13 protein-coding genes are annotated in these 18,412 nt (G+C 69.3%); 6 read left to right on the plus strand and 7 right to left on the minus strand.

Features of this window, described 5'->3' with window-relative positions:
• Nucleotides 1-16: 16 nt before the first annotated feature.
• The 3 genes from ABTY62_RS19750 to ABTY62_RS19760 form a co-directional block, all read right to left on the minus strand.
• Nucleotides 17-697 carry a DUF4232 domain-containing protein gene (locus ABTY62_RS19750; protein ID WP_352130693.1) on the minus strand — a complete coding sequence of 227 codons (681 nt, stop codon included), beginning with the start codon at nt 695-697 and terminating at the stop codon, nt 17-19.
• A 143-nt stretch (nt 698-840) separates the two neighbouring features.
• Nucleotides 841-2,760 (minus strand): AfsR/SARP family transcriptional regulator, encoded by a 1,920-nt coding sequence (locus ABTY62_RS19755; RefSeq protein ID WP_352130694.1) that lies wholly within the window; start codon nt 2,758-2,760, stop codon nt 841-843.
• Nucleotide 2,761: 1 nt separating this feature from the next.
• The gene (locus tag ABTY62_RS19760; protein ID WP_352130695.1) at nt 2,762-4,054 is read right to left on the minus strand and encodes a M18 family aminopeptidase; all 1,293 of its coding nucleotides are present in this window, start codon (nt 4,052-4,054) and stop codon (nt 2,762-2,764) included.
• A 228-nt stretch (nt 4,055-4,282) separates the two neighbouring features.
• On the opposite strand from ABTY62_RS19760, the gene ABTY62_RS19765 reads away from it, so the two are divergent.
• Both ABTY62_RS19765 and ABTY62_RS19770 read left to right on the plus strand, forming a co-directional pair.
• The gene (locus tag ABTY62_RS19765) at nt 4,283-4,972 is read left to right on the plus strand and encodes a TNT domain-containing protein (RefSeq protein WP_352130696.1); all 690 of its coding nucleotides are present in this window, start codon (nt 4,283-4,285) and stop codon (nt 4,970-4,972) included.
• Between the two features lie 6 nt (nt 4,973-4,978).
• The gene (locus tag ABTY62_RS19770; protein ID WP_352130697.1) at nt 4,979-5,392 is read left to right on the plus strand and encodes a hypothetical protein; all 414 of its coding nucleotides are present in this window, start codon (nt 4,979-4,981) and stop codon (nt 5,390-5,392) included.
• A gap of 58 nt (nt 5,393-5,450) precedes the next feature.
• On the opposite strand, the gene ABTY62_RS19775 is transcribed toward ABTY62_RS19770, so the two are convergent.
• Complete coding sequence (locus ABTY62_RS19775; RefSeq protein ID WP_352130758.1) at nt 5,451-7,277, minus strand: acyl-CoA dehydrogenase; 1,827 nt, start codon at nt 7,275-7,277, stop codon at nt 5,451-5,453.
• Nucleotides 7,278-7,434: 157 nt separating this feature from the next.
• Here ABTY62_RS19775 and ABTY62_RS19780 point away from each other — a divergent pair, with 157 nt between their 5' ends.
• Both ABTY62_RS19780 and ABTY62_RS19785 read left to right on the plus strand, forming a co-directional pair.
• A complete protein-coding gene (locus ABTY62_RS19780) occupies nt 7,435-7,932 on the plus strand; it encodes an SseB family protein (RefSeq protein WP_311728617.1) in 498 nt (165 codons plus the stop codon).
• A gap of 140 nt (nt 7,933-8,072) precedes the next feature.
• Nucleotides 8,073-9,044: a pirin family protein gene (locus ABTY62_RS19785; RefSeq protein WP_352130698.1), complete on the plus strand. Its 972-nt coding sequence runs from the start codon at nt 8,073-8,075 to the stop codon at nt 9,042-9,044.
• 91 nt (nt 9,045-9,135) lie between these two features.
• Here ABTY62_RS19785 and ABTY62_RS19790 read toward each other — a convergent pair whose 3' ends face one another.
• Complete coding sequence (locus tag ABTY62_RS19790) at nt 9,136-11,601, minus strand: SdrD B-like domain-containing protein (protein ID WP_352130759.1); 2,466 nt, start codon at nt 11,599-11,601, stop codon at nt 9,136-9,138.
• Between the two features lie 553 nt (nt 11,602-12,154).
• Complete coding sequence (locus ABTY62_RS19795; RefSeq protein ID WP_352130699.1) at nt 12,155-14,569, minus strand: SdrD B-like domain-containing protein; 2,415 nt, start codon at nt 14,567-14,569, stop codon at nt 12,155-12,157.
• Nucleotides 14,570-15,111: 542 nt separating this feature from the next.
• On the opposite strand from ABTY62_RS19795, the gene ABTY62_RS19800 reads away from it, so the two are divergent.
• The gene (locus ABTY62_RS19800; RefSeq protein ID WP_502997487.1) at nt 15,112-15,798 is read left to right on the plus strand and encodes a hypothetical protein; all 687 of its coding nucleotides are present in this window, start codon (nt 15,112-15,114) and stop codon (nt 15,796-15,798) included.
• Between the two features lie 7 nt (nt 15,799-15,805).
• On the opposite strand, the gene ABTY62_RS19805 is transcribed toward ABTY62_RS19800, so the two are convergent.
• Nucleotides 15,806-17,149: a right-handed parallel beta-helix repeat-containing protein gene (locus tag ABTY62_RS19805; protein WP_352130701.1), complete on the minus strand. Its 1,344-nt coding sequence runs from the start codon at nt 17,147-17,149 to the stop codon at nt 15,806-15,808.
• Nucleotides 17,150-17,216: 67 nt separating this feature from the next.
• On the opposite strand from ABTY62_RS19805, the gene ABTY62_RS19810 reads away from it, so the two are divergent.
• Nucleotides 17,217-18,383, plus strand: a complete 1,167-nt coding sequence (locus ABTY62_RS19810; protein ID WP_352130702.1) for a Dyp-type peroxidase — start codon at nt 17,217-17,219, stop codon at nt 18,381-18,383.
• The last annotated feature ends 29 nt before the right edge of the window (nt 18,384-18,412 follow it).

The following is an 18,412-nucleotide window of genomic DNA, read 5'->3' on the forward strand; positions in this document are numbered from 1 at the left end:
CGGGGCCGAGGGGGCGTCAGTCGAGGGCGTTGGTCAGGTCGCTCTGCCAGTACGTCACCTGGGCGGTGTTGTCGACGTAGACGGAGCCGCCGGGCAGCTCGACCGGCTTGGAGTCGTCGGAGCCCTCGAGGAACACCTCGAGGGAGGTGGCCTTGTAGCCGTTGATGCCCGAGTCGTCGGCGGCGGAGGTGCGGATCCCGGCGTACGCGGTCTCACCGGGGGCGAGGGTGACCACGGCCTGCGGCTTGGAGTCCTCGTACACGGGGGTGGGGGCCTGGGCGTCCTCGAACTTCAGCACCGGGTAGCCGACCATGTTGCAGTCCACGCCCGCGTGGTTGTTGACCTCGAGCACCATGTAGTTGACGGGCCGCTGGACGGTCTTCACGCCGATCGTCAGCTTGTTGATGTCGCAGGGGCCGATCTCCTGCTCGGAGTTGTCGGAACCCTTTGCGCTGTCGTTGGAGGTCCCGGCCTGCTCGCCGCCGCCCTTCTTCGCGCCGTTCTCACCGTTCGAACCGCCCTTGTCGGCCGGGGCCGCCGGGGCGGAGGCCGAGCTGTCCGCCGGGCCCTCGCTCTTGGCGCCGGTGCCCTCGCTGTTGTTGCAGGCGGTGAGGGTGAGGGCGGCGGCGGCGGTCAGGCCGGCGGCGGCGAGACGCAGGGTGCGGGCGCGGCGGGTGACGCGGGCGGTGATCGACATGGTGGGTTCCCCCCAGTGGGACTTGGCCGTTTCCGATTCGGTTTCTCGGTACGGCTCAAGCCTGTCGTCCCCCGCTGGCGTTCGGCTGCCGCGCCACTGCCGCCCGGCTGCCGAACGCCTAACGTCCCGCTAACGCCCTTTCCTCACCCCTTGCCCTCGCCGTCCCGCCGGTCCTCGCTGTCCTGGGCGAAGAGCTTCACCAGGTCGCTCATCACGTAGCGGTTGGTGGCCTCCTCGTCCAGCAGATGCATCTCCGCCAGCCGCTCCAGGCCGTCCTGGATCAGCTCCGGGTCCGCCCCGGCCAGTGCCGCCGCCTCCGCGGTGTTGACCTCCCGGGCGAAGCCGGTGCCCAGGGTCCGCAGCAGCCGGGCGTCGTCCGCGGAGAGCCTCGCCACCGAGTTGCGCAGCGCCGCGGCGACCCCGGCGTCCTCCGCCGACAGCAGCGCGAGCCGCCGCCGCTCGTCGCGGAGCGCCGTGGCCAGCCGGGCCAGCCGCCAGCGCGGGCGGGCCTGGAGCTGTGCCGAGGCGGCGCGCAGCGCGAGCGGCAGCCCGTCGCACAGGGTCACCAGCTCATGCGCGGCCTCCGGGTCCTCGGCGACCCGGTCGGGGCCGAGCAGGGCGCCGAGCAGGGCCACCCCGTCCTCGGGCCCGAGCGCGTGCAGCCGTACGGGGCGGGCCGCGTCGGTGGCGATCAGCCCGTCGAGCCGGCTGCGGCTGGTGACCAGGGTGGTGCACCGTGGCCCGCCGGGCAGTAGCGGCCGCACCTGTGCCGAGCTGCTGGCGTTGTCGAGCACGACCAGCAGGCGGCGGTTCGCCACGAGCGACCGGTACAGCGCGCCGGCCGCCTCCGGGGAGGGCGGGATGCGGTCCGCGGGCTGCCCTAAGGCCAGCAGGAATTCGCGCAGCACCTCGGCGGGCGCCGCCTCCTCGCCGCCGCTGAACCCGCGCAGATCCGCGAACAGCCGCCCGTCGGGGAAGGCGTACGCGTGGGCGTGGCCCCAGTGCACGACCAGGCCCGTCTTGCCGACCCCGGCGGGCCCGGTGAGCAGCGTGATGCCGCCCTCCGGGGGGAAACCGGCGGGGGCCGAGCCGTGGGCCGGGTCGGCCGGCTCGGCGGCGGGCAGCGTGAGCCGGGTGAGATACGCCAGCTCGTGGTCGCGGCCGAGGAACCCGGCGGGGGGCCGGGGGAGCAGCTGCGGCCCGGGCGCGGGCTCCTGGTGGGCCGCCGCGGCCTGCGCGGGGATCTGCCCCTGCCCCTGCCCCTGGCCCTGGCCCTCGTCCCGGCCCTGGCCGTGGTGCTGGGCCTGGGGGGCGTTGGGCGCGGGGGCGGCGCGCAGGATCTCCTGGTACGCGGCGCGCAGCCGCTCCCCCGGGTCGACCCCAAGGTCGTCGGCGAGGAGTTCCCGGGTGCGGTGGTACCAGGCGATCGCGTCCGACTGCCGCCCGATGCGGTACAGGGCCAGCATCAGGGCCGCGATGAGCCCTTCCCGCAGCGGGTTGGCCACGGCCACCGGGTGCAGTACGTCGGCCGCCTTCTCGTACCGGCCGAGCGCCCCGTGGGCGCGCGCCAGCGCCTCGACGGCGGCCAGCCGCCGCTCCTCCAGGGCGTGGGCCGCCGCGGCGAACGGCGGGCTGGCCACCGTGCCGGTGAGCGCCGGGCCGCGCCACAGGTCCAGCGCCTGGCGCAGCAGATCCACGGCCTCCTCGGGGGCGGCCTCGGGGCGGGCGAGGGAGAGCAGCTCGGAGAAGCGCTGGCTGTCGACGAGCTGTTCGGGCATCCGCAGCTGGTAGGCGGAGCCGTGGGTGACCAGCTCGACCCCGTAGGCGTCGGCGCCCGCCTCGGCGAGCGTGGCGCGCAGCCGCGAGACATGGCCTTGGATGACGGTGCGGGCGTGTTCGGGAGGCTCCTCCTCCCACAGACAGGTGATCAGCTGTTCGACGGGGACGATGGCGTTGGGCTGGAGCAGCAGCATGGCCAGCAGGCTGCGCCGCTTGACCGGGCCCAGCGCGACCTCTCCGGTCCCGGTGGTCACGGCCACGGGACCGAGCAGGGAGAAGTCCAAGTCAGCCCTCCAGGAAGGCGGTCATGGCCTTGGCGAGCAGCTGCGGATCCTGGGCGCCGCACAGTTCGCGGGCCGAGTGCATGGAGAGAATGGCAACACCTATGTCGACGGTGGTGATGCCGTGCCGGGCAGCGGTGATCGGGCCGATCGTGGTGCCGCACGGCATGGCGTTGTTGGAGACAAAAGTCTGCCAGGGCACTTCAGCGCGCTCGCAGGCGGCCGCGAAGACGGCCCGCCCGCCGCCGTCGGTGGAGTACCGCTGGTTCACATTGACCTTGAGGATCGGGCCGCCGTTGGGCAGCGGGTGGTGGCCGGGCTCGTGCCGCTCCGCGTAGTTGGGGTGGACGGCGTGCCCGGTGTCGGAGGACAGGCAGACCGTCCCGGCCAGGGCGCGGGCCCGGTCCTCGTACGCACCGCCGCGGGCGAAGACCGAGCGCTCCAGCACATTGCCGAGCAGCGGGCCCTCGGCGCCGGTGTCGGACTGGCTGCCGTTCTCCTCGTGGTCGAAGGCGGCGAGGACGGGGATGTACGGCAGGTCGGGGCGGGCGGAGGCGGCGATGAGCGCGGCCGTGCCGGAGTGCACGGACAGGAGGTTGTCCATCCGGGGCCCGGCGACCAGCTCCTGGTCCCGGCCGAGGTAGGCGGGCGGCTCGACGCTGTGCGCCATCAGGTCCCAGCCGCCGACCTCGGCGGCCGGCACCCCGGCCGCGTCGGCGACATAGCGGATCAGAGCGCCCTCCTCGACGCGGCCGAGGCCCCAGATGGGCGTCATATGGCGCTGCTTGTCGAGCTTGAGCCCCTCGGTGTTGACGGACCGGTCGAGGTGGACGGCGAGCTGGGGAACGCGCAGCAGCGGCCGGTCGATGACCACCAGGTGGTGCGAGCCGTCCTTGAGGGTGAGCCGGCCGGAGATGCCGAGGTCGCGGTCGAGCCAGGTGTTCAGCAGGGCGCCGCCGTAGATCTCGACGGCGATCTGCCGCCAGCCGTGCGCGCCGGTATCCGGGATGGGCTTCACGCGTAGATTGGGAGAGTCGGTGTGAGCCCCCACAATCCGGTACGGAGTGGAAGGTCTGGCGCCGCCGGGGAGGTACCAGGCGATGATCGCGCCGCCCCGCAGGACGTACTTGCCGCCCGTCTCGCCGTCCCAGGGCGCGGTCTCCTCGACCTGCCGGAATCCAGCCTTCTCCAGCCGCCTGGCGGCGCTCGCCACCGCGTGGTACGGCGATGGGGCGGCGGCGAGGAAGGACATCAGGTCGTCGGTATGGCCGCGGTCGAAGCGGGGGTGCGAGCTCATATGGACAGCATAAGTTCGGGACCGGCCGGGCACCCGTGTTCGACCGGGCGGCTCTCGGGATCGGCCAAAAGGGGCGGGCCGGTCGGTGCGTGGCGCGGCTTCCGTGTGCCGCTTCCGTGGGATCCGGCTGGGCCGATCAGATGAAGGACGGCCGCCCGCTGATACGAAGGACGCTTTTCGTCTCATATCTCCCTTGATCGTGCAACACCGCACTAAAGGGGATATCGGATGCGCGCTCTTCGTCATGTTCTGGCCGTCCTCGGGGTGCTCTTCCTGCTGTGCGGTGCGGTTCCCGCCGCGGCGCAGCCCGGCGTCTCGCCCGCCGCCACCACGCGCGCGAAGCCGCCGGGCGGCGAGCCCGTGCCCTGCCCCATCACGGACCGGGTGGGCGTCAACACCCGCCCGCCCGCGCCGTTCCAGCGGTACTACGAGGGCGACTGGCGGCTGGGCCCCGCGGAACTCCCGCGGAGCGGGCCGATCGCCGAGATGCTCAAGGGCTGGGGGAGGCTGGACCATCTGTCGTCCAGTGAGTTCCTGGAGTGCTACTGGGACGACGCGGCCTCCGGCTGGTGGTACCCGGACCCGGACGGCTGGGTCCTCATCAACGGGACGCCGCTGCATGTCACCGTCACCCTGCGGCCCGGGCAGAAGGTGGACCTCTTCGGCAGCGGTTTCGGCCACTTCCTCGCCCCGGCCGGCACGCCCTTCGCGGAGCGCGCGTTGCCGCCCAGCAGCCTCAACACCCTGAACCCGGCGTTCCCCTTCGGCTATCACCTCTACGAGGTGGTGCAGCCCTTCACGGTGGAGGCGGGGCCCATCAGGCCCTGGTTCGCCCAGCCCGGGGAAGGCCTCCAGTACCTCACCGGTCCCTCGATCCCCCAACTCGTCGCCGCCGGCAACCTCCGCGAGCTCAACTGACGCGCGGTGGACCGGCGGGAGCTCGTCCGGACCCTGCGCGCCGACGGGGTGCCCGACGCGCTGTACGACATCCCGGGGGTGCACGACATCCCGGTCCAGCCGGACGCGTACTACTTCCTGCGGCCCGCGGCGGGCGGCTGGACGGTGGGGCTGCGCGAGCGCTCCCGGGACCGGGATACGCGCTGGTTCCCCTCTGAGGACGCGGCCTGCCGCGAGCTGCGCGCGAAGCTCAGCGCGTCACCGCCCCCGGCCCGGGCCCCGGCCGGGGGCGGGGGCGGGGGCGAGACGGTCGAGGACGTGCTGGCGGAGAGCGAGGAGATCCGGCGGCGGGCCTGGCAGGACTTCGAGCGCGCGCTGCGCGAGCGGGAGCAGCGGGGTCAGCGGGGCCAGCGGGGTCAGCGCGGGCCCGGGAACGAGTGAGCCCGGCGCCCCCGGGGCGAGGGGTGCCGGGCTCGACCAGCGGAGCGGTATCCGGACCTCAGAAGGCCGCCTCGTCCAGGTCCATCAGGGAGCCGTCCACGGACTCGGCCACGGCGCGCTGGACCCCGACGCCCGGCAGCACCTCCTGGGCGAAGAACTTCGCGGCCGCGATCTTGCCTTCGTAGAAGGACTTGTCCTTCGCGGAGGCGCCGGGCAGCTTGTCGGCGGCGATCGCCGCGCCCTTGATCAGCAGATAGCCGATGAACACGTCGCCGGAGGCGAGCAGCAGCCGGGTGGCGTTGAGGCCGACCTTGTAGATGGAGGCGATGTCCTGCTCCGTGGCGGTGAGGTCGGTGAGCATGACGCCCACCAGCCCCTCGAGGTCAGCGGCGGCCTTGGCCAGCGCGTCGCGGGTGGCGGCGAGCTCCTCGCCGCCGCCGGCCTCGGCCAGGAACTTCTTGATCTCCTCCGAGATGACGGTCAGCGCCTGGCCCTGGTCCCGGACGATCTTCCGGAAGAAGTAGTCCTGGCCCTGGATGGCGGTGGTGCCCTCGTAGAGGGTGTCGATCTTGGCGTCCCGGATGTACTGCTCCAGCGGGTACTCCTGGAGGTAGCCGGAGCCGCCGATGGTCTGGAGGGACTGCGCCAGCAGCTCGTACGCCTTCTCCGAGCCATAGCCCTTGACGATGGGCAGCAGCAGGTCGTTGAGGGCGTGCGCGGCGGAGGTGTCCTCGCCGGCCGCCTCCAGGACCTGGATCTCGTCCTGGACGCAGGCGGTGTAGAGGACGAGCGAGCGCAGGCCCTCCGCGTACGCCTTCTGCGTCATCAGGGAGCGGCGCACATCGGGGTGGTGGGTGATGGTGACGCGCGGGGCGGCCTTGTCGGTGAAGGCGGCCAGGTCGGCGCCCTGGACGCGCTCCTTGGCGTACTCCAGCGCGTTCAGATAGCCGGTGGACAGGGTCGCCATGGCCTTGGTGCCGACCATCATCCGGGCGAACTCGATGATCTTGAACATCTGGCGTATGCCGTCGTGCTTCTCACCGAGCAGCCAGCCCTTGGCCGGGTGGTCCGCGCCGAAGGTCAGCTCGCAGGTGTTGGAGACCCGCAGACCCATCTTGTGCTCGACATTGGTCGCGTAGACGCCGTTGCGCTCGCCGAGTTCGCCGGTCTCCCAGTCGAAGTCGTACTTCGGGACGATGAAGAGGGACAGCCCCTTGGTGCCCGGGCCCGCGTCCTCGGGGCGCGCCAGCACGAAGTGGACGATGTTGTCCGAGAGGTCGTGCTCACCGGAGGTGATGAACCGCTTCACGCCCTCGATGTGCCAGGTGCCGTCCTCCTGCCGGACCGCCTTGGTGCGGCCCGCGCCGACGTCCGAGCCCGCGTCGGGCTCGGTGAGCACCATGGTCGCGCCCCACTGCCTGTCCACGATCTGCCGGGCGATCGCCAGCTGCTCCTCGGTGCCCTCGTCGTAGAGCACTCCGGCGAAGGCGGGGCCGCAGGCGTACATCCAGATCGGGGTGTTGGAGCCCAGGATGTGCTCGGCGGAGGCCCACAGGAGCGAGCGCGGGCAGGCGGCTCCGCCGAGGCCCTCCGGGACGCCGAGGCGCCACCACTCGGCGTCCATGTAGGCCTGGTAGCTCTTCTTGAAGGACTCCGGCACCGGCGCGGTGTGCGTCTTCGGGTCGAAGACCGGCGGATTCCGGTCGGAGTCCGCGTAGCTCTCGGCCAGCTCGTTCTCGGACAGCCGGGAGATCTCCGAGAGCACGCTCTTGGCGGTCTCGACGTCCATCTCCTCGAACGGTCCGGTGCCGTACAGCTTGTCGCGCCCGAGCACCTCGAAGAGGTTGAACTCGATGTCGCGGAGATTCGACTTGTAGTGCCCCATGGCGAACGGCTCCGTAAGGCTCGGGAGGCGGACCTCTTCGTTGGCGTAGCGCGATCGATCGTCGATCGCCATGATGCTACCCGTGGGTAATAAAGAGCAACCCCCAATCGGGCAACTGTGACGCACCGCGCTTCGGCGACTCAGTACGCTTCTGTCCATGTACGGCTACGACCAGAACGCGAGCGCAGGGCAGGGTTACGCGGCGCCGCCGCCTCCGCCGCAGCAGCAGCCGCCTCTGTCACATCACCCACAGCCGGGCGCCGGCTATGGCGAGCAGCCGCTGTACCCCGAGCCCTCTCCGCCCTCCCTCGCCGACGCGGTGCGCGCCTTCACCACGGGGTCGATGTCGGCCGAGGACTTCCAGCAGATCTTCGCGTCGTCCAAGGTGTACTGCCCGCGCGGTGACAACCCCGGGTTCCTTGCGCTGCACAACACCCAGCAGCCGGTGATCCCCATGTTCACCTCGCTCAAGGAGCTGCGCCGCTACGCGGGCAAGGAGTCCAAGTACTTCGTGATCACCGGCGCGGAGGTGATCGACCTGCTGCCCACCGGCTACGGCTTCGTCCTCGACATGGAGGGCGACCACCGGATGGTCTTCGACGCGAAGGCGGTGGAGCAGATGGTCGACTTCGCGATGCGCCGTATGTACGGCTAGGCCCTGTCCGGCGGATCTTGACGCCTGCGGTAGGGGAAACGATCCCCGCGCGGGCTCCCGGCGCGCTCGGAAATAAAGCCCCCCTTGCGAGTCGTTCACCCTTCAACTAAATTGAATGGTGAACGACCGAGGAGGCCGTCATGCCAGCTGTGACCGTAGACAACCCGTTGACCCTGCCGCGCGTCGCGGCAGCCGCCGACGCCAAGCCGCGCCCCGTGCTCGCCGTCGCTACCGCTCCCAGCGGTTTCGAGGGTGAGGGCTTCCCGGTGCGGCGCGCCTTCGCCGGCATCGACTACAAGCACCTGGACCCGTTCATCATGATGGACCAGATGGGCGAGGTGGACTATCAGCCCGGGGAGCCGAAGGGCACCCCGTGGCACCCGCACCGCGGCTTCGAGACCGTCACGTACATCATCGACGGGATCTTCGACCACCATGACTCCAATGGCGGTGGCGGCACCATCACCAACGGTGACACCCAGTGGATGACGGCCGGGTCCGGTCTGCTCCACATCGAGGCGCCGCCGGAGCACCTGGTCGTCTCCGGTGGTCTCTTCCACGGCCTCCAGCTGTGGGTGAACCTCCCGGCCAAGGACAAGATGATGGCGCCCCGCTATCAGGACATCCGCGGCGGCAACGTCCAGCTGCTCACCTCCCCCGACGGTGGCGCGCTGCTGCGGGTCATCGCCGGTGAGCTGGACGGCCACTCGGGTCCGGGGATCACGCACACGCCGATCTCGATGATCCACGCGACGCTGGCGCCGGGCGCCGAGATCAACCTGCCCTGGCGTGAGGACTTCAACGGCCTCGCGTACGTGCTGGCCGGTAAGGGTACGGTCGGCGCCGAGCGTCGTCCGATCCACCTCGGCCAGACCGCGGTCTTCGGCTCGGGCTCCTCGCTGACCGTGCGCGCGGACGAGAAGCAGGACTCGCACACGCCGGACCTGGAGGTCGTCCTCCTCGGTGGCCGGCCGATCCGTGAGCCCATGGCGCACTACGGGCCGTTCGTGATGAACAACCGCGCGGAACTCCAGCAGGCCTTTGAGGACTTCCAGAAGGGCCGGCTCGGGACGATCCCCGCGGTGCACGGGATGTCCGAGGGCGGAATGTAAGGCTCGCCGGGACGAAACGTGATCCGCCCGCCCGCGCTACTGGGATTGCGCGGGCGGGCGGATCGCTTGTTTTTCAGTTTTCGGTGGTGTCTCAGTGTTGCCTGGCGCGGCGCTTTCGGGTTACGAATGCGAATGCCGCGCCGGTGCCGGCCAGGAGGGCGCTGAGGGAGATGAGCGTCAGCAGCCCGGATGTACCGGTGTTGGCCAGCGAGCCGCCGCCTCCGCTGGTCTGGGGGCCCGGGTTGTTGGGCGGCACAGTCGCGGGCGGCTCGTGGGTCGGCGGCTCGGTCGACGGCTCCGGAGTGGTCGGAGTGGGCGTCGGCGTGGGGGTCGGTTCCTCCTTCTTGGGGATGTACACACCGGCGTCGATGGTGTGATCGACCTCGCCGGCCTGGTCCGGTGCCGTGACGGGTGCCAGTCCGTTGCACAGGCGCCCGGTCTTCGGCGGGGTCACGTTGGAGTCGTGTGCCCGGTTGTCGCCGGCCCGCGGGAGTGTGAACCGCAGCTCGTCGGCCGCCGGCTGGGTCGGCACCTTGCTGGTGTCCGCGGTGCACACATCGAACTGCACCGTGTACTTCGCACCCGGCTTGAGTTCGTAGTCGGCGCCGACTCCACCGAAGTAGTACTCGCCTGCGGCATCGGTCTTGGTCGTGGCGACCTGCTTGCCGTCGGCGTCCAGCAGGTTGATCGTCGCGTCCGGCAGCGGCACCTCGTTGGTGCCCTCGGGATCCTGGATCCCGTTGTGGTCGCCGTCGAACCAGACCCGGTTGCCGATCTGGATCGGCGCGTTCGCCGCCTCGTACGCGATATCGCCGAGCCCACCGGCCTTACCGAACCCGTTGTCGGTCGAATTGACGAACTGGTACGCGTTGGCGGAGTGGTTGTTACCAGGCCCCTGACCGGTCTCGATGTTGTAGTAACCGGTCCCGCCGGTCCCGTAGTTGTCGGTCGGGTCCATCTGCGTGCTGACGACCCACTGCTGCTGCGGGATGTAGGCGACCGCCCCTTGGGAGGCTTCGTTGTGCACGCCCTGGATCTGCTCCGGTGCGGCCCTGTTCCGAACGTAGTCGCCCGGGAAGTATTCGACGACACCGGTGTTCTGGCCGCCGTCGGTTTCGGGCTTGGCGTGGTTGGGGCAATTCCCGGTGCCTTCCCACGCGTATCCACCGTCGGGATTCGCGCAGGCCATGTTGATGTCACCGCCGGACATACCGTTTTGCGCGGTGTCGTTGCCCGGCCGGGGGTCGAGACCGCCCCCACTGACCACGTCCATGAACCGGTCGCGGAAGCCGAGGATCATCGAACCGTCGCGGGCGAAGGCGAGGGTGGCGAGCTCCGGCTGCGGATTGACGAGGGTGTTTGTTCCGCTGATCTTGAATTGGTCCCAGGTCAACAGGCTGGTGTTCCACGGGTTCCAGTGGTTGGCCTGGTCAACCCCTACGGCACCGCCATAGACGGTACCGCGCTCGCCGGTGAGCGGCTGGGTCAGCACCGTGTCGAACCGTGTCCCGTCGTATGTGTAGACGACGGCTTTCAGGTCCTCGCGGTTCTGTGTGCTCTCCGCGCTGCACACGCCGCCGACGTAGAGCTTGTTGTCGTGGGCGGAAAGCGCGAACGGCCGCCAGTCGGTGGACACCGCGCAGCCCGGGTCCGGGATGCGCACCGTCGACTTGGGCGCGGATGCGGTGGTCCCGGTCGCGTCGAAGCTGACCAGGCGCCGGGTCAGCAGGTTCACCGCGTAGAGCGTCGAGCCGTCCTCGGACAGGGCCAGCCCGCCGATGCTCTCCTTGCCCGGCGCGTTGGTGAACCCGGCGTCCTTGATCATGTTGCTGGCGTCGTGCGGTGTCACCGTGGCGCCCGGCACCTTCGCGAACAGGGTCGGCGCGCTCCCGCCGTCGGTCGGCGTGGTGTAGATCGCGTCACCGCCGTCCGGCCCGTACGGGGTGTACCGCCGGGCGAACGCGCCCTGGAAGATCCGCTTCTGGTACTTGTCGTAGGCCAGCGCGAACGTCGTGCCCACCTGGTCCTGCGTGTTGAGCGCGGTCGGGCACGCCGCCTGGTCAGGACACGTCCCTCGTTTGTCCGTTCCGAACGCCACCAGTGCCCGGGTGTCTTTCCCGCTGGAAGAGTTCTGGATCGGAACGAAATAGCGCGAGTCCGGCAGTGCGTAGTCGGCCGGGTTCCAGACCCCGGTGATGACCGAGTCGTCTTTACCGTCCGACACATCGACGAACGTCGTGAAGCTGTCGAAGTGGTTTTCCGCCGTCGAGGCCGGAGCCGCCTGGAGATACTTGTTGTACGGCGCCGGGACGGTGACGTCGACGCGGTACTGGCCGCCGGTCAGTTCGGTCGACTTCGAGATCACCACCTTTCCGGTGGCGTCCGTGGTGCCGGTGACCCGATGGCCGTCGGGGTCGGTTACCTCGACCTTCATGCCCCGCTGCGGGACGTCCATGGTCGTGTTGATCACGCCGGTGCCGAAGAAGTCCCGCAGCACCTCAACGGTCAAAGTGCCGTCGCCAGTTGCAGCGGTGGCCGTCCCGGCCGTCGCGCCCATGGCGCCACCCGACAGCAAGAGAACGGACAAGCCCACTCGCGTCAGCGAACCCGTATGCTTCCCGGCCGTCCGGTTTAACGTTGTGCACATTCTTTTCACAGCCATCACGCTCCCCTCATCATGCGAACCGAACACCCGCTTCCGGTTGCACATCGGCTTCCCGGGCCCGGGTGACACGTCGGCCATGAAAAGGGTCCACCGCTGTTTCGGTGGACCCGGTCGTTCTTGGTCGTCTTGCCGGATGTGGCGAATTCAGGGACTCGGGAGTGCTTCCCCCAGGACAGTCGCACTCGTCCTCGCTTCCCACACGGAAACAGCACAAGGGTCCGAATAGTCATCCTGGACCGCCCCACCAGCGACGATACTGTAGCGGGTGGCCGCCAAGATCGGGGCGAGCAGGGGATGAATGAGCGCATCAAGTTACCAATGCGTCACCTGTGGAGTATGAGAATCAAACAAGGTCCCTCCCGGTGCAACAACGTGATCCGCCCGCCCGCGCTACTGCAGTAGCGCGGGCGGGCGGATCGCTTGTTTTTCAGTTTTCGGTGGTGTCTCAGTGTTGCCTGGCGCGGCGCTTTCGGGTCATGAATGCGAATGCCGCGCCGGTGCCGGCCAGCAGGGCGCTGAGGGAGATGAGCGTCAGCAGCCCGGATGTACCTGTGTTGGCGAGCGAACCGCTTGGGTCTCCGCCGGTCTGGGGGCCCGGCTTGTTGGGCGGCACGGTCGCGGGCGGCTCATGGGTCGGCGGCTCCGGAGTGGTCGGAGTCGGCGTGGGCGTCGGCGGTTCCTCCTTGGGGATGTACACGCCGGCGTCGATAGTGTGATCGACCTCGCCGGCCTTGTCCGGTGCCGTGACGGGTGCCAGTCCGTTGCACAGTTGTCCGGTCTTCGGCGGGGTCACGTTGGAGTCGTGTGCCCGGTTGTCACCGGCCCGCGGGAGTGTGAACCGCAGTTCGGTGGCTGCCGGCTGGGTCGGCACCTTGCTAGTGTCCGCGGTGCACACGTCGAACTGCACCGTGTATTTGGCACCCGGCTTGAGTTCGTAGTCGGCGCCGACTCCGCCGAAGTAGTACTCGCCTGCGGCATCGGTCTTGGTTGTGGCGACCTGCTTGCCGTCGGCGTCCAGCAGGTTGATCGTCGCGTCCGGCAGCGGCACCTCGTTGGTGCCCTCGGGGTCCTGGATTCCATTGTGGTCGCCGTCGAACCAGACCCGGTTGCCGATCTGGATCGGTGCGTTCGCGGCCTCGTAGGCGATATCGCCGAGCCCACCGGCCTTACCGAACCCGTTCTGTTCCTGACCGACGAACTGGTACGCGTTGGCGGCCGGACTGTTGCCTGGCCCCTGACCGGACGTGACGTCGTAGTAACCGGTCCCCGCGGTTTCGATGTTGACGGTCGGGTCGAACTCCGTGCTGACGACCCACTGCTGCTGTGGAATGTAGGCCACCGACCCCAGCGCGGTTTCCTGGTGCCCGCCGGCAAAGAAGTCGCCCGGGAAGTATTCGACGACATCGTCGTCCTGGCTGCCATTGGCGGCGGGGGTGGCGTTATTGGCGCAACTCCCGGTGCCTTCCCAGGAGTACCCACCGGTGGGGTTGGCGCAGGCCATGTTGATGTCACCACCGGACATGCCGAGCTCCGGCGTGTCGTTCAGCGGGCGGGGGTCCAGCCCCTTGGCACTGAGAACGTCCATGAACCGGTCGCGGAAACCCAGGATCATCGAGCCGTCGCGGGCGAAGGCGAGGGAGGCGAGCTCCGGCTGCGGATCGATGAAGGCGCCGCCCGCCTTCCGCTCGTCCCACGTGGCCAGGGTGGTGTTCCACGGGTTCCAGTGGTTGGCCCGGTCATTGTCTCCGGCACCGGTGAAGACGCTGCCCCGTTTGTCGGTGAGCGGCTGGGTCAGCACCGTGTCGAATTGCTCGCCGTCGTAGGTGTAGACGACGGCTTTCAGGTCTTCGCGCTTCTGCGTGCTTTCCGCGCTGCACACGCCACCGACGTAGAGCTTGTTGTCGTGGGTGGAAAGTGAGAACGGCCGCCAGTCGGTGGGCAGCGCGCAGCCCGGGTCCGGGATGCGCACCGTCGCCTTGGGTGCGGATGCCGTGGTCCCGGTCGCGTCGAAACTGACCAGGGACCGGGTCAGCAGGTTCACCGCGTAGAGCGTCGAGCCGTCTTCCGACAGGGTCAGGCCGCCGATGCTCTCCTTGCCGGGCGCATTGGTGAACCCGGCGTCTTTGATCATGTTGGTGGCGTCGTGCGGCGTTACCGTGGCGCCCGGCACCTTTGCGAACAGGGTCGGCGCCCCACCGTTGGTCGGCGTGGTGTAGATCGCGTTACCGCCGCCCGGCCCGTACGGGGCGTACCGGCGGGCGAACGCGCCCTGGAAGATCCGCTTCTGGTACTTGTCGTAGGCCAGCGCGAAGGTCGTGCCCACCTGGTCCTGCGTGTTGAGCGCGGTCGGGCACGACACATCGCCAGGACACGTGCCTCGGGCCTTCGTCCCGAAGGCCACGAGTGCCCGGTTGTCATTCCCGCCGGCGCCATTCTGGACCGGCACGAAATACCGCGTGTCCGGCAGCGTGTAATCGGCCGGGTTCCAGACCCCGGTGATGACCGAGTCGTCCTTACCGCCCGACACGTCCACGAACGTCGTGAAGCTGTCGAAGTGGTTTTCCGCCGTGGAGGCCGGAGCCGCCTGAAGGTACTTGTCGTACGGCGCCGGGACGGTGACGTCGACGCGGTACTGGCCGCCGGTCAGCTCGGTCGACTTCGAGATCACCACCTTTCCGGTGGCATCCGTGGTGCCGGTGACCCGATGGCCGTCAGGGTCCGACACCTCGACCTTCATGCCCCGTTGTGGCACATCCATGGTCGTGTTGATCACGCCGGTGCCGAAGAAATCCCGAAGCACCTCGACGGTCAGGGTGCCGTCGCCAGTGGAAGCGGTGGCCGTCCCGGCCGTCGCGCCCATGGCGCCACCCGACAGCAAGAGAACGGACAAGCCCACTCGCATCAGCGGACCCGTACGCTTCCCGGCTGTCCGGTTTAATCTTGCATGCACGCTTCGCACAGCCATCACTCTCCCCTCGTGATGTGAACCGAACACCCGATTTCAGCCGTACATCCGCTTACCGGCCCGGGTGACACTTCGGTCATGAAAAGGGCCCACCGCTGTTTCGGTGGACCCGGTTGTTCTTGGTCGTCTTTGCGGATGTGGCGAATTCAGGGATTCGGGAGTGCCTCCCCCGGACCAGTTGCACTCGTCCTCGCTTCCCACACGGAAACAGCACAAGAGTCTGAATTGTCATCCTGAACCGCCCTACCAGCGACGATACTGTAGCGGGTGGCCGCCAAGATCGGGTGGAGCAGAGGATGCATGAGCGGAACAAGTTATCAATGCGTCACGTGCGGCGTATGAGCACAAAACAAGGTCCCTCACAGCGCACAGTCGGCCGGCGCCGATGGCTGCGGCCGCGCTGGGTGGCGGCCGTCATCGGCGGTGTGGCCGTCGCGGTGACCGCGTTCCTGTTCGTCGACAGCGGCTCAGCCCCGGCCGGTCCCAGGGCGTTGAGCTCGGATGAGGCCAACCGTCTGGCGGTCACGCGGTTCCGCAACTACCAGGCGGGCGGGCGCGCCGTGACGATCAATGTGCCGGGCACCGCCGGCGGGCTGACCATCACCGGTTCCATCGACTACCGCGGCGAGGTCGGTTACGGCGTGGTGCGCGGCACCGGGCGCGATACGTCCAGCGACGGGCTGATCGAGTGGTCGGCCACCACCGTGTCCGTCCATCCGATGACGAACCCTCCGGAGAAGGCACCGGCACGGCCACCGGAGTCGGGTTGGTACAGCCGTCCGCTGCAAAAGTACGGCAGTTCGCTGGACAGTTCGCTGGCCATCGCGCTGAAGCTCGGCAACGACCGGCCGGACAATGCCGAACTGCTGCCACAGAACGGTGCCGCCTGGGCCGGCGAGGACCGGTTGGACGGCCATGAGGTGGACATCATGACCGGGCCGAGCGCCCGTACCAAGTCCGGTACGGCGGGGGCGGGTGTCGTGCGCTACTGGATCGGCTCGGACGGCACGATGTACCGGGTTCGCGTCGCCGTGGCTTCCGCATCGGAGCCGGTGGTCATCGATTTCGACACCCAGAAGTACGTTCCGGTCCGGCCGGTGCCCGGGGTCACCCCGGAGCGGTAGCCGCCGCTCAGGACGTCAGCACCCGAGCGCCCGAGGCGAGCAGTGACACCGAGGGCAGCCGGATGTCCGCCGTGTCCGGGAGCGCCGGAACGGCCGGAACAGCGGTGGCGCCGGTGGTGGTGGCGTTCGGGAACTGCGGCTGTCGCTTGGGCGCCGCCACATCGGTGAACGGGATGCCGCCAGGTGCCGTCGGATTCACCCACGTGCCGGAGGGCGAGGAGGACCGGGCGGGGCGCGGGCAGGACGCGGTGGTCGCGAGCCGGGCGGGCACCGTCTTCCGCAGCTCGTTGCCGCGCAGGCAGTTGCCCCGCCCCTTGGTGGCGGTGGGGAACGTCCAGCCGACGTCAACGTTGTTGGCGGCGAAGGTGTTGTCCAGGATCTGGTTGCCGTTCGGCTGTATGTCGGCGTTCGCGGTGATCACCAGCCCTGCGTTGCTGTTGTCGGCGATCCGGTTGCGGATGAACTGGTTGTCGGTGCCGCCGTCGACGCCGATGCCGATGCCCCACCCGCCGTCGGCCTGCTCGGGGGTGGCCGTCTGCTGGTTGGCCGCGATCAGGTTGCCCGCGATGACGGCGTCCTGCTGCGGGAGCAACTTCTCCTGGTGGTCGGAGTTGGTGGTGAGCCCGACCCGGTTGCCGACAAGGCGGTTACCGACCACGTACATGTCGCCACTGGCATTGGTGCCTTCGTAGCCGACCGCGTTGAGCTCGGCGATGTTGTCCCGCACCACGATGCGGCAGGGCTTGCACTGTCCGACATAGATCCCCGAGTCGGCCGAGCCCGACGTGTACGAGTGCTCGATGACACCGTTCTGCGCGGAGAACGCGTAGATGCCGTACAGCCCGTTGCGGGTCGCGGTCACGTGGGAGACCGCGAATGCCTTCAGGAAGGTGACGGGCTCGTCGCCGGTGTCGTAGCCGCCGGACTGCCCCGGCATTCCGGCAGCCGCCTTCGCCGAGCCGGTGACCAGAACCCCGTTCTGGGTGTTGTTCCGCACCGTCAGGTTCTGCACGGCCACCCCGGGAGCGGCGACGACGACGCCGTTCGGCTGCTGCAACCGCCCGTCGATGACGACCTTCTCCCGGGACTCGCCCCGCAGAGTGATGCGAGCCTTGGTTATCTTCACCGACTCGTGGTAGACGCCCGGCGCGACCAGCACGAGATCGCCGGCCCGGGCCAGGGACACCGCATCCGAGATCGTCGGGGCGTCGGCCGGCACCTTGATCGTCACGTGCTCACCGGACGGCCGTCGGCCGTCCTTCGACCCGTCATCGTCCGAGCCGCAGCCGACCAGTAGGGGTGCCAGTGTTCCGAGCACCGTGGCCACCAGGCGAAGACGGAGACGAGGCATGGCCTCATCCTGGCACGGACGTCGGCCAAGTCGCATGCGCCGATGGGGATATGGCACAGTTCACACCGTGCGCCAAGCCGACTCCCGACCGTCACGCCGCGCGTTTCTCGGTGCCACCGGCACGGTGACCGCCGCCGGCCTCTCCGCCGGGTGCCAATCGAGTTCCGCCCGGCCGGACCGTTCCGACCGGTCCGATGCCCCCGCGCCGACCCCGCCGGTGTCACCAACGGGCCGGTACCAGGCCGGCATCACGCTTCCGCAACCAGCTCAGCGGAACCTGCTGGCCTTGGTGGCCGACCTCGACGATGCCGGGTCCGCCCGTCCGTTGCTGGCCGAACTCGGCGAGGCCATCGGCAAACTCACCGCGGGGACCGACGCACGGCTGATGGGCCTGCCGCCGGGCAATCTGACCGTGACGATCGGGGTGGGCCCCCGGCTGGTGCGCAAGGTCGATCCTGCCCTGCCCGGCGCGAAGGACCTCCCACGGTTCTCCCGCGAACAGATCGCCCCCCGGGCACGCGGCGGCGACCTGCTGATCCAGATCTGCGCCGACGACGCCTTGGTGATACCAGTCGTGGCCGCCGCGCTTCTGGAGCAGGCCGGTGACCGGATACGCGAACGCTGGCGGCAGTCCGGAATCCGTGGCTCGAACGTGCCGGTGGATGCGGACAAGGGCCTTGCCGCGCCACGAAACCTGTTCGGTTTCGTCGACGGCATCGTGGGCCCCCACACGAAGGACGAACAACAGCGCGACCTGTGGCTGGCCGGGCCGGCTCCGGTCGCCGGCGGCACCCTTGCCGTACTCCGGCGCATGGAACTCGACCTGCCGCGGTTCGCCAAGCTGTCCGTCGCCGAACAGGAAGCGGTCTTCGGCCGGCGCCGAGCCAGTGGCGTGCCCCTCTCCGGCGGCACCATCGCCTCGGGCCCGGACCTCGGCGCCAAAACGCCCGACGGACGCTACCTCGTCCCGGCAGACGCCCACGCCCGCAGAGCGCACGCCACCGCGGTCGGCGTCGGCCTCATGCTCCGTCGCTCCTACAGCATCGACGGGCCCGCACCCGGCCTGCTCTTCATGAGCTTCCAGAACGACATACGGACCTTCACCAGCACCCTCACCCGTATGGACAATTCCGACGCCCTGCTCGACTACACGACCACGACCGCCAGCGCGAGCTTCCTGATACTTCCCGGTTTCGGCGAACAACGCCCGCTGGGTTCCCAGCTCTTCCGCTGAACAGCCTGAACAGCCCGGCCGCCCCGGCA

The sequence above is a fragment of the Streptomyces sp. NPDC097640 genome (assembly GCF_040302705.1).
Taxonomy (GTDB): domain Bacteria; phylum Actinomycetota; class Actinomycetes; order Streptomycetales; family Streptomycetaceae; genus Streptomyces.

Coding starts and splice junctions, on each gene's coding strand:
- ABTY62_RS19790 (WP_352130759.1), bottom strand. CDS start 11,601: ATGGGCGCGACGGCCGGGACGGCCACCGCTGCAACTGGCGACGGCACT.
- ABTY62_RS19750 (WP_352130693.1), bottom strand. CDS start 697: ATGTCGATCACCGCCCGCGTCACCCGCCGCGCCCGCACCCTGCGTCTC.
- ABTY62_RS19765 (WP_352130696.1), top strand. CDS start 4,283: ATGCGCGCTCTTCGTCATGTTCTGGCCGTCCTCGGGGTGCTCTTCCTG.
- ABTY62_RS19760 (WP_352130695.1), bottom strand. CDS start 4,054: ATGAGCTCGCACCCCCGCTTCGACCGCGGCCATACCGACGACCTGATG.
- ABTY62_RS19795 (WP_352130699.1), bottom strand. CDS start 14,569: ATGGGCGCGACGGCCGGGACGGCCACCGCTTCCACTGGCGACGGCACC.
- ABTY62_RS19775 (WP_352130758.1), bottom strand. CDS start 7,277: ATGGGGCACTACAAGTCGAATCTCCGCGACATCGAGTTCAACCTCTTC.
- ABTY62_RS19805 (WP_352130701.1), bottom strand. CDS start 17,149: ATGCCTCGTCTCCGTCTTCGCCTGGTGGCCACGGTGCTCGGAACACTG.
- ABTY62_RS19785 (WP_352130698.1), top strand. CDS start 8,073: ATGCCAGCTGTGACCGTAGACAACCCGTTGACCCTGCCGCGCGTCGCG.
- ABTY62_RS19780 (WP_311728617.1), top strand. CDS start 7,435: ATGTACGGCTACGACCAGAACGCGAGCGCAGGGCAGGGTTACGCGGCG.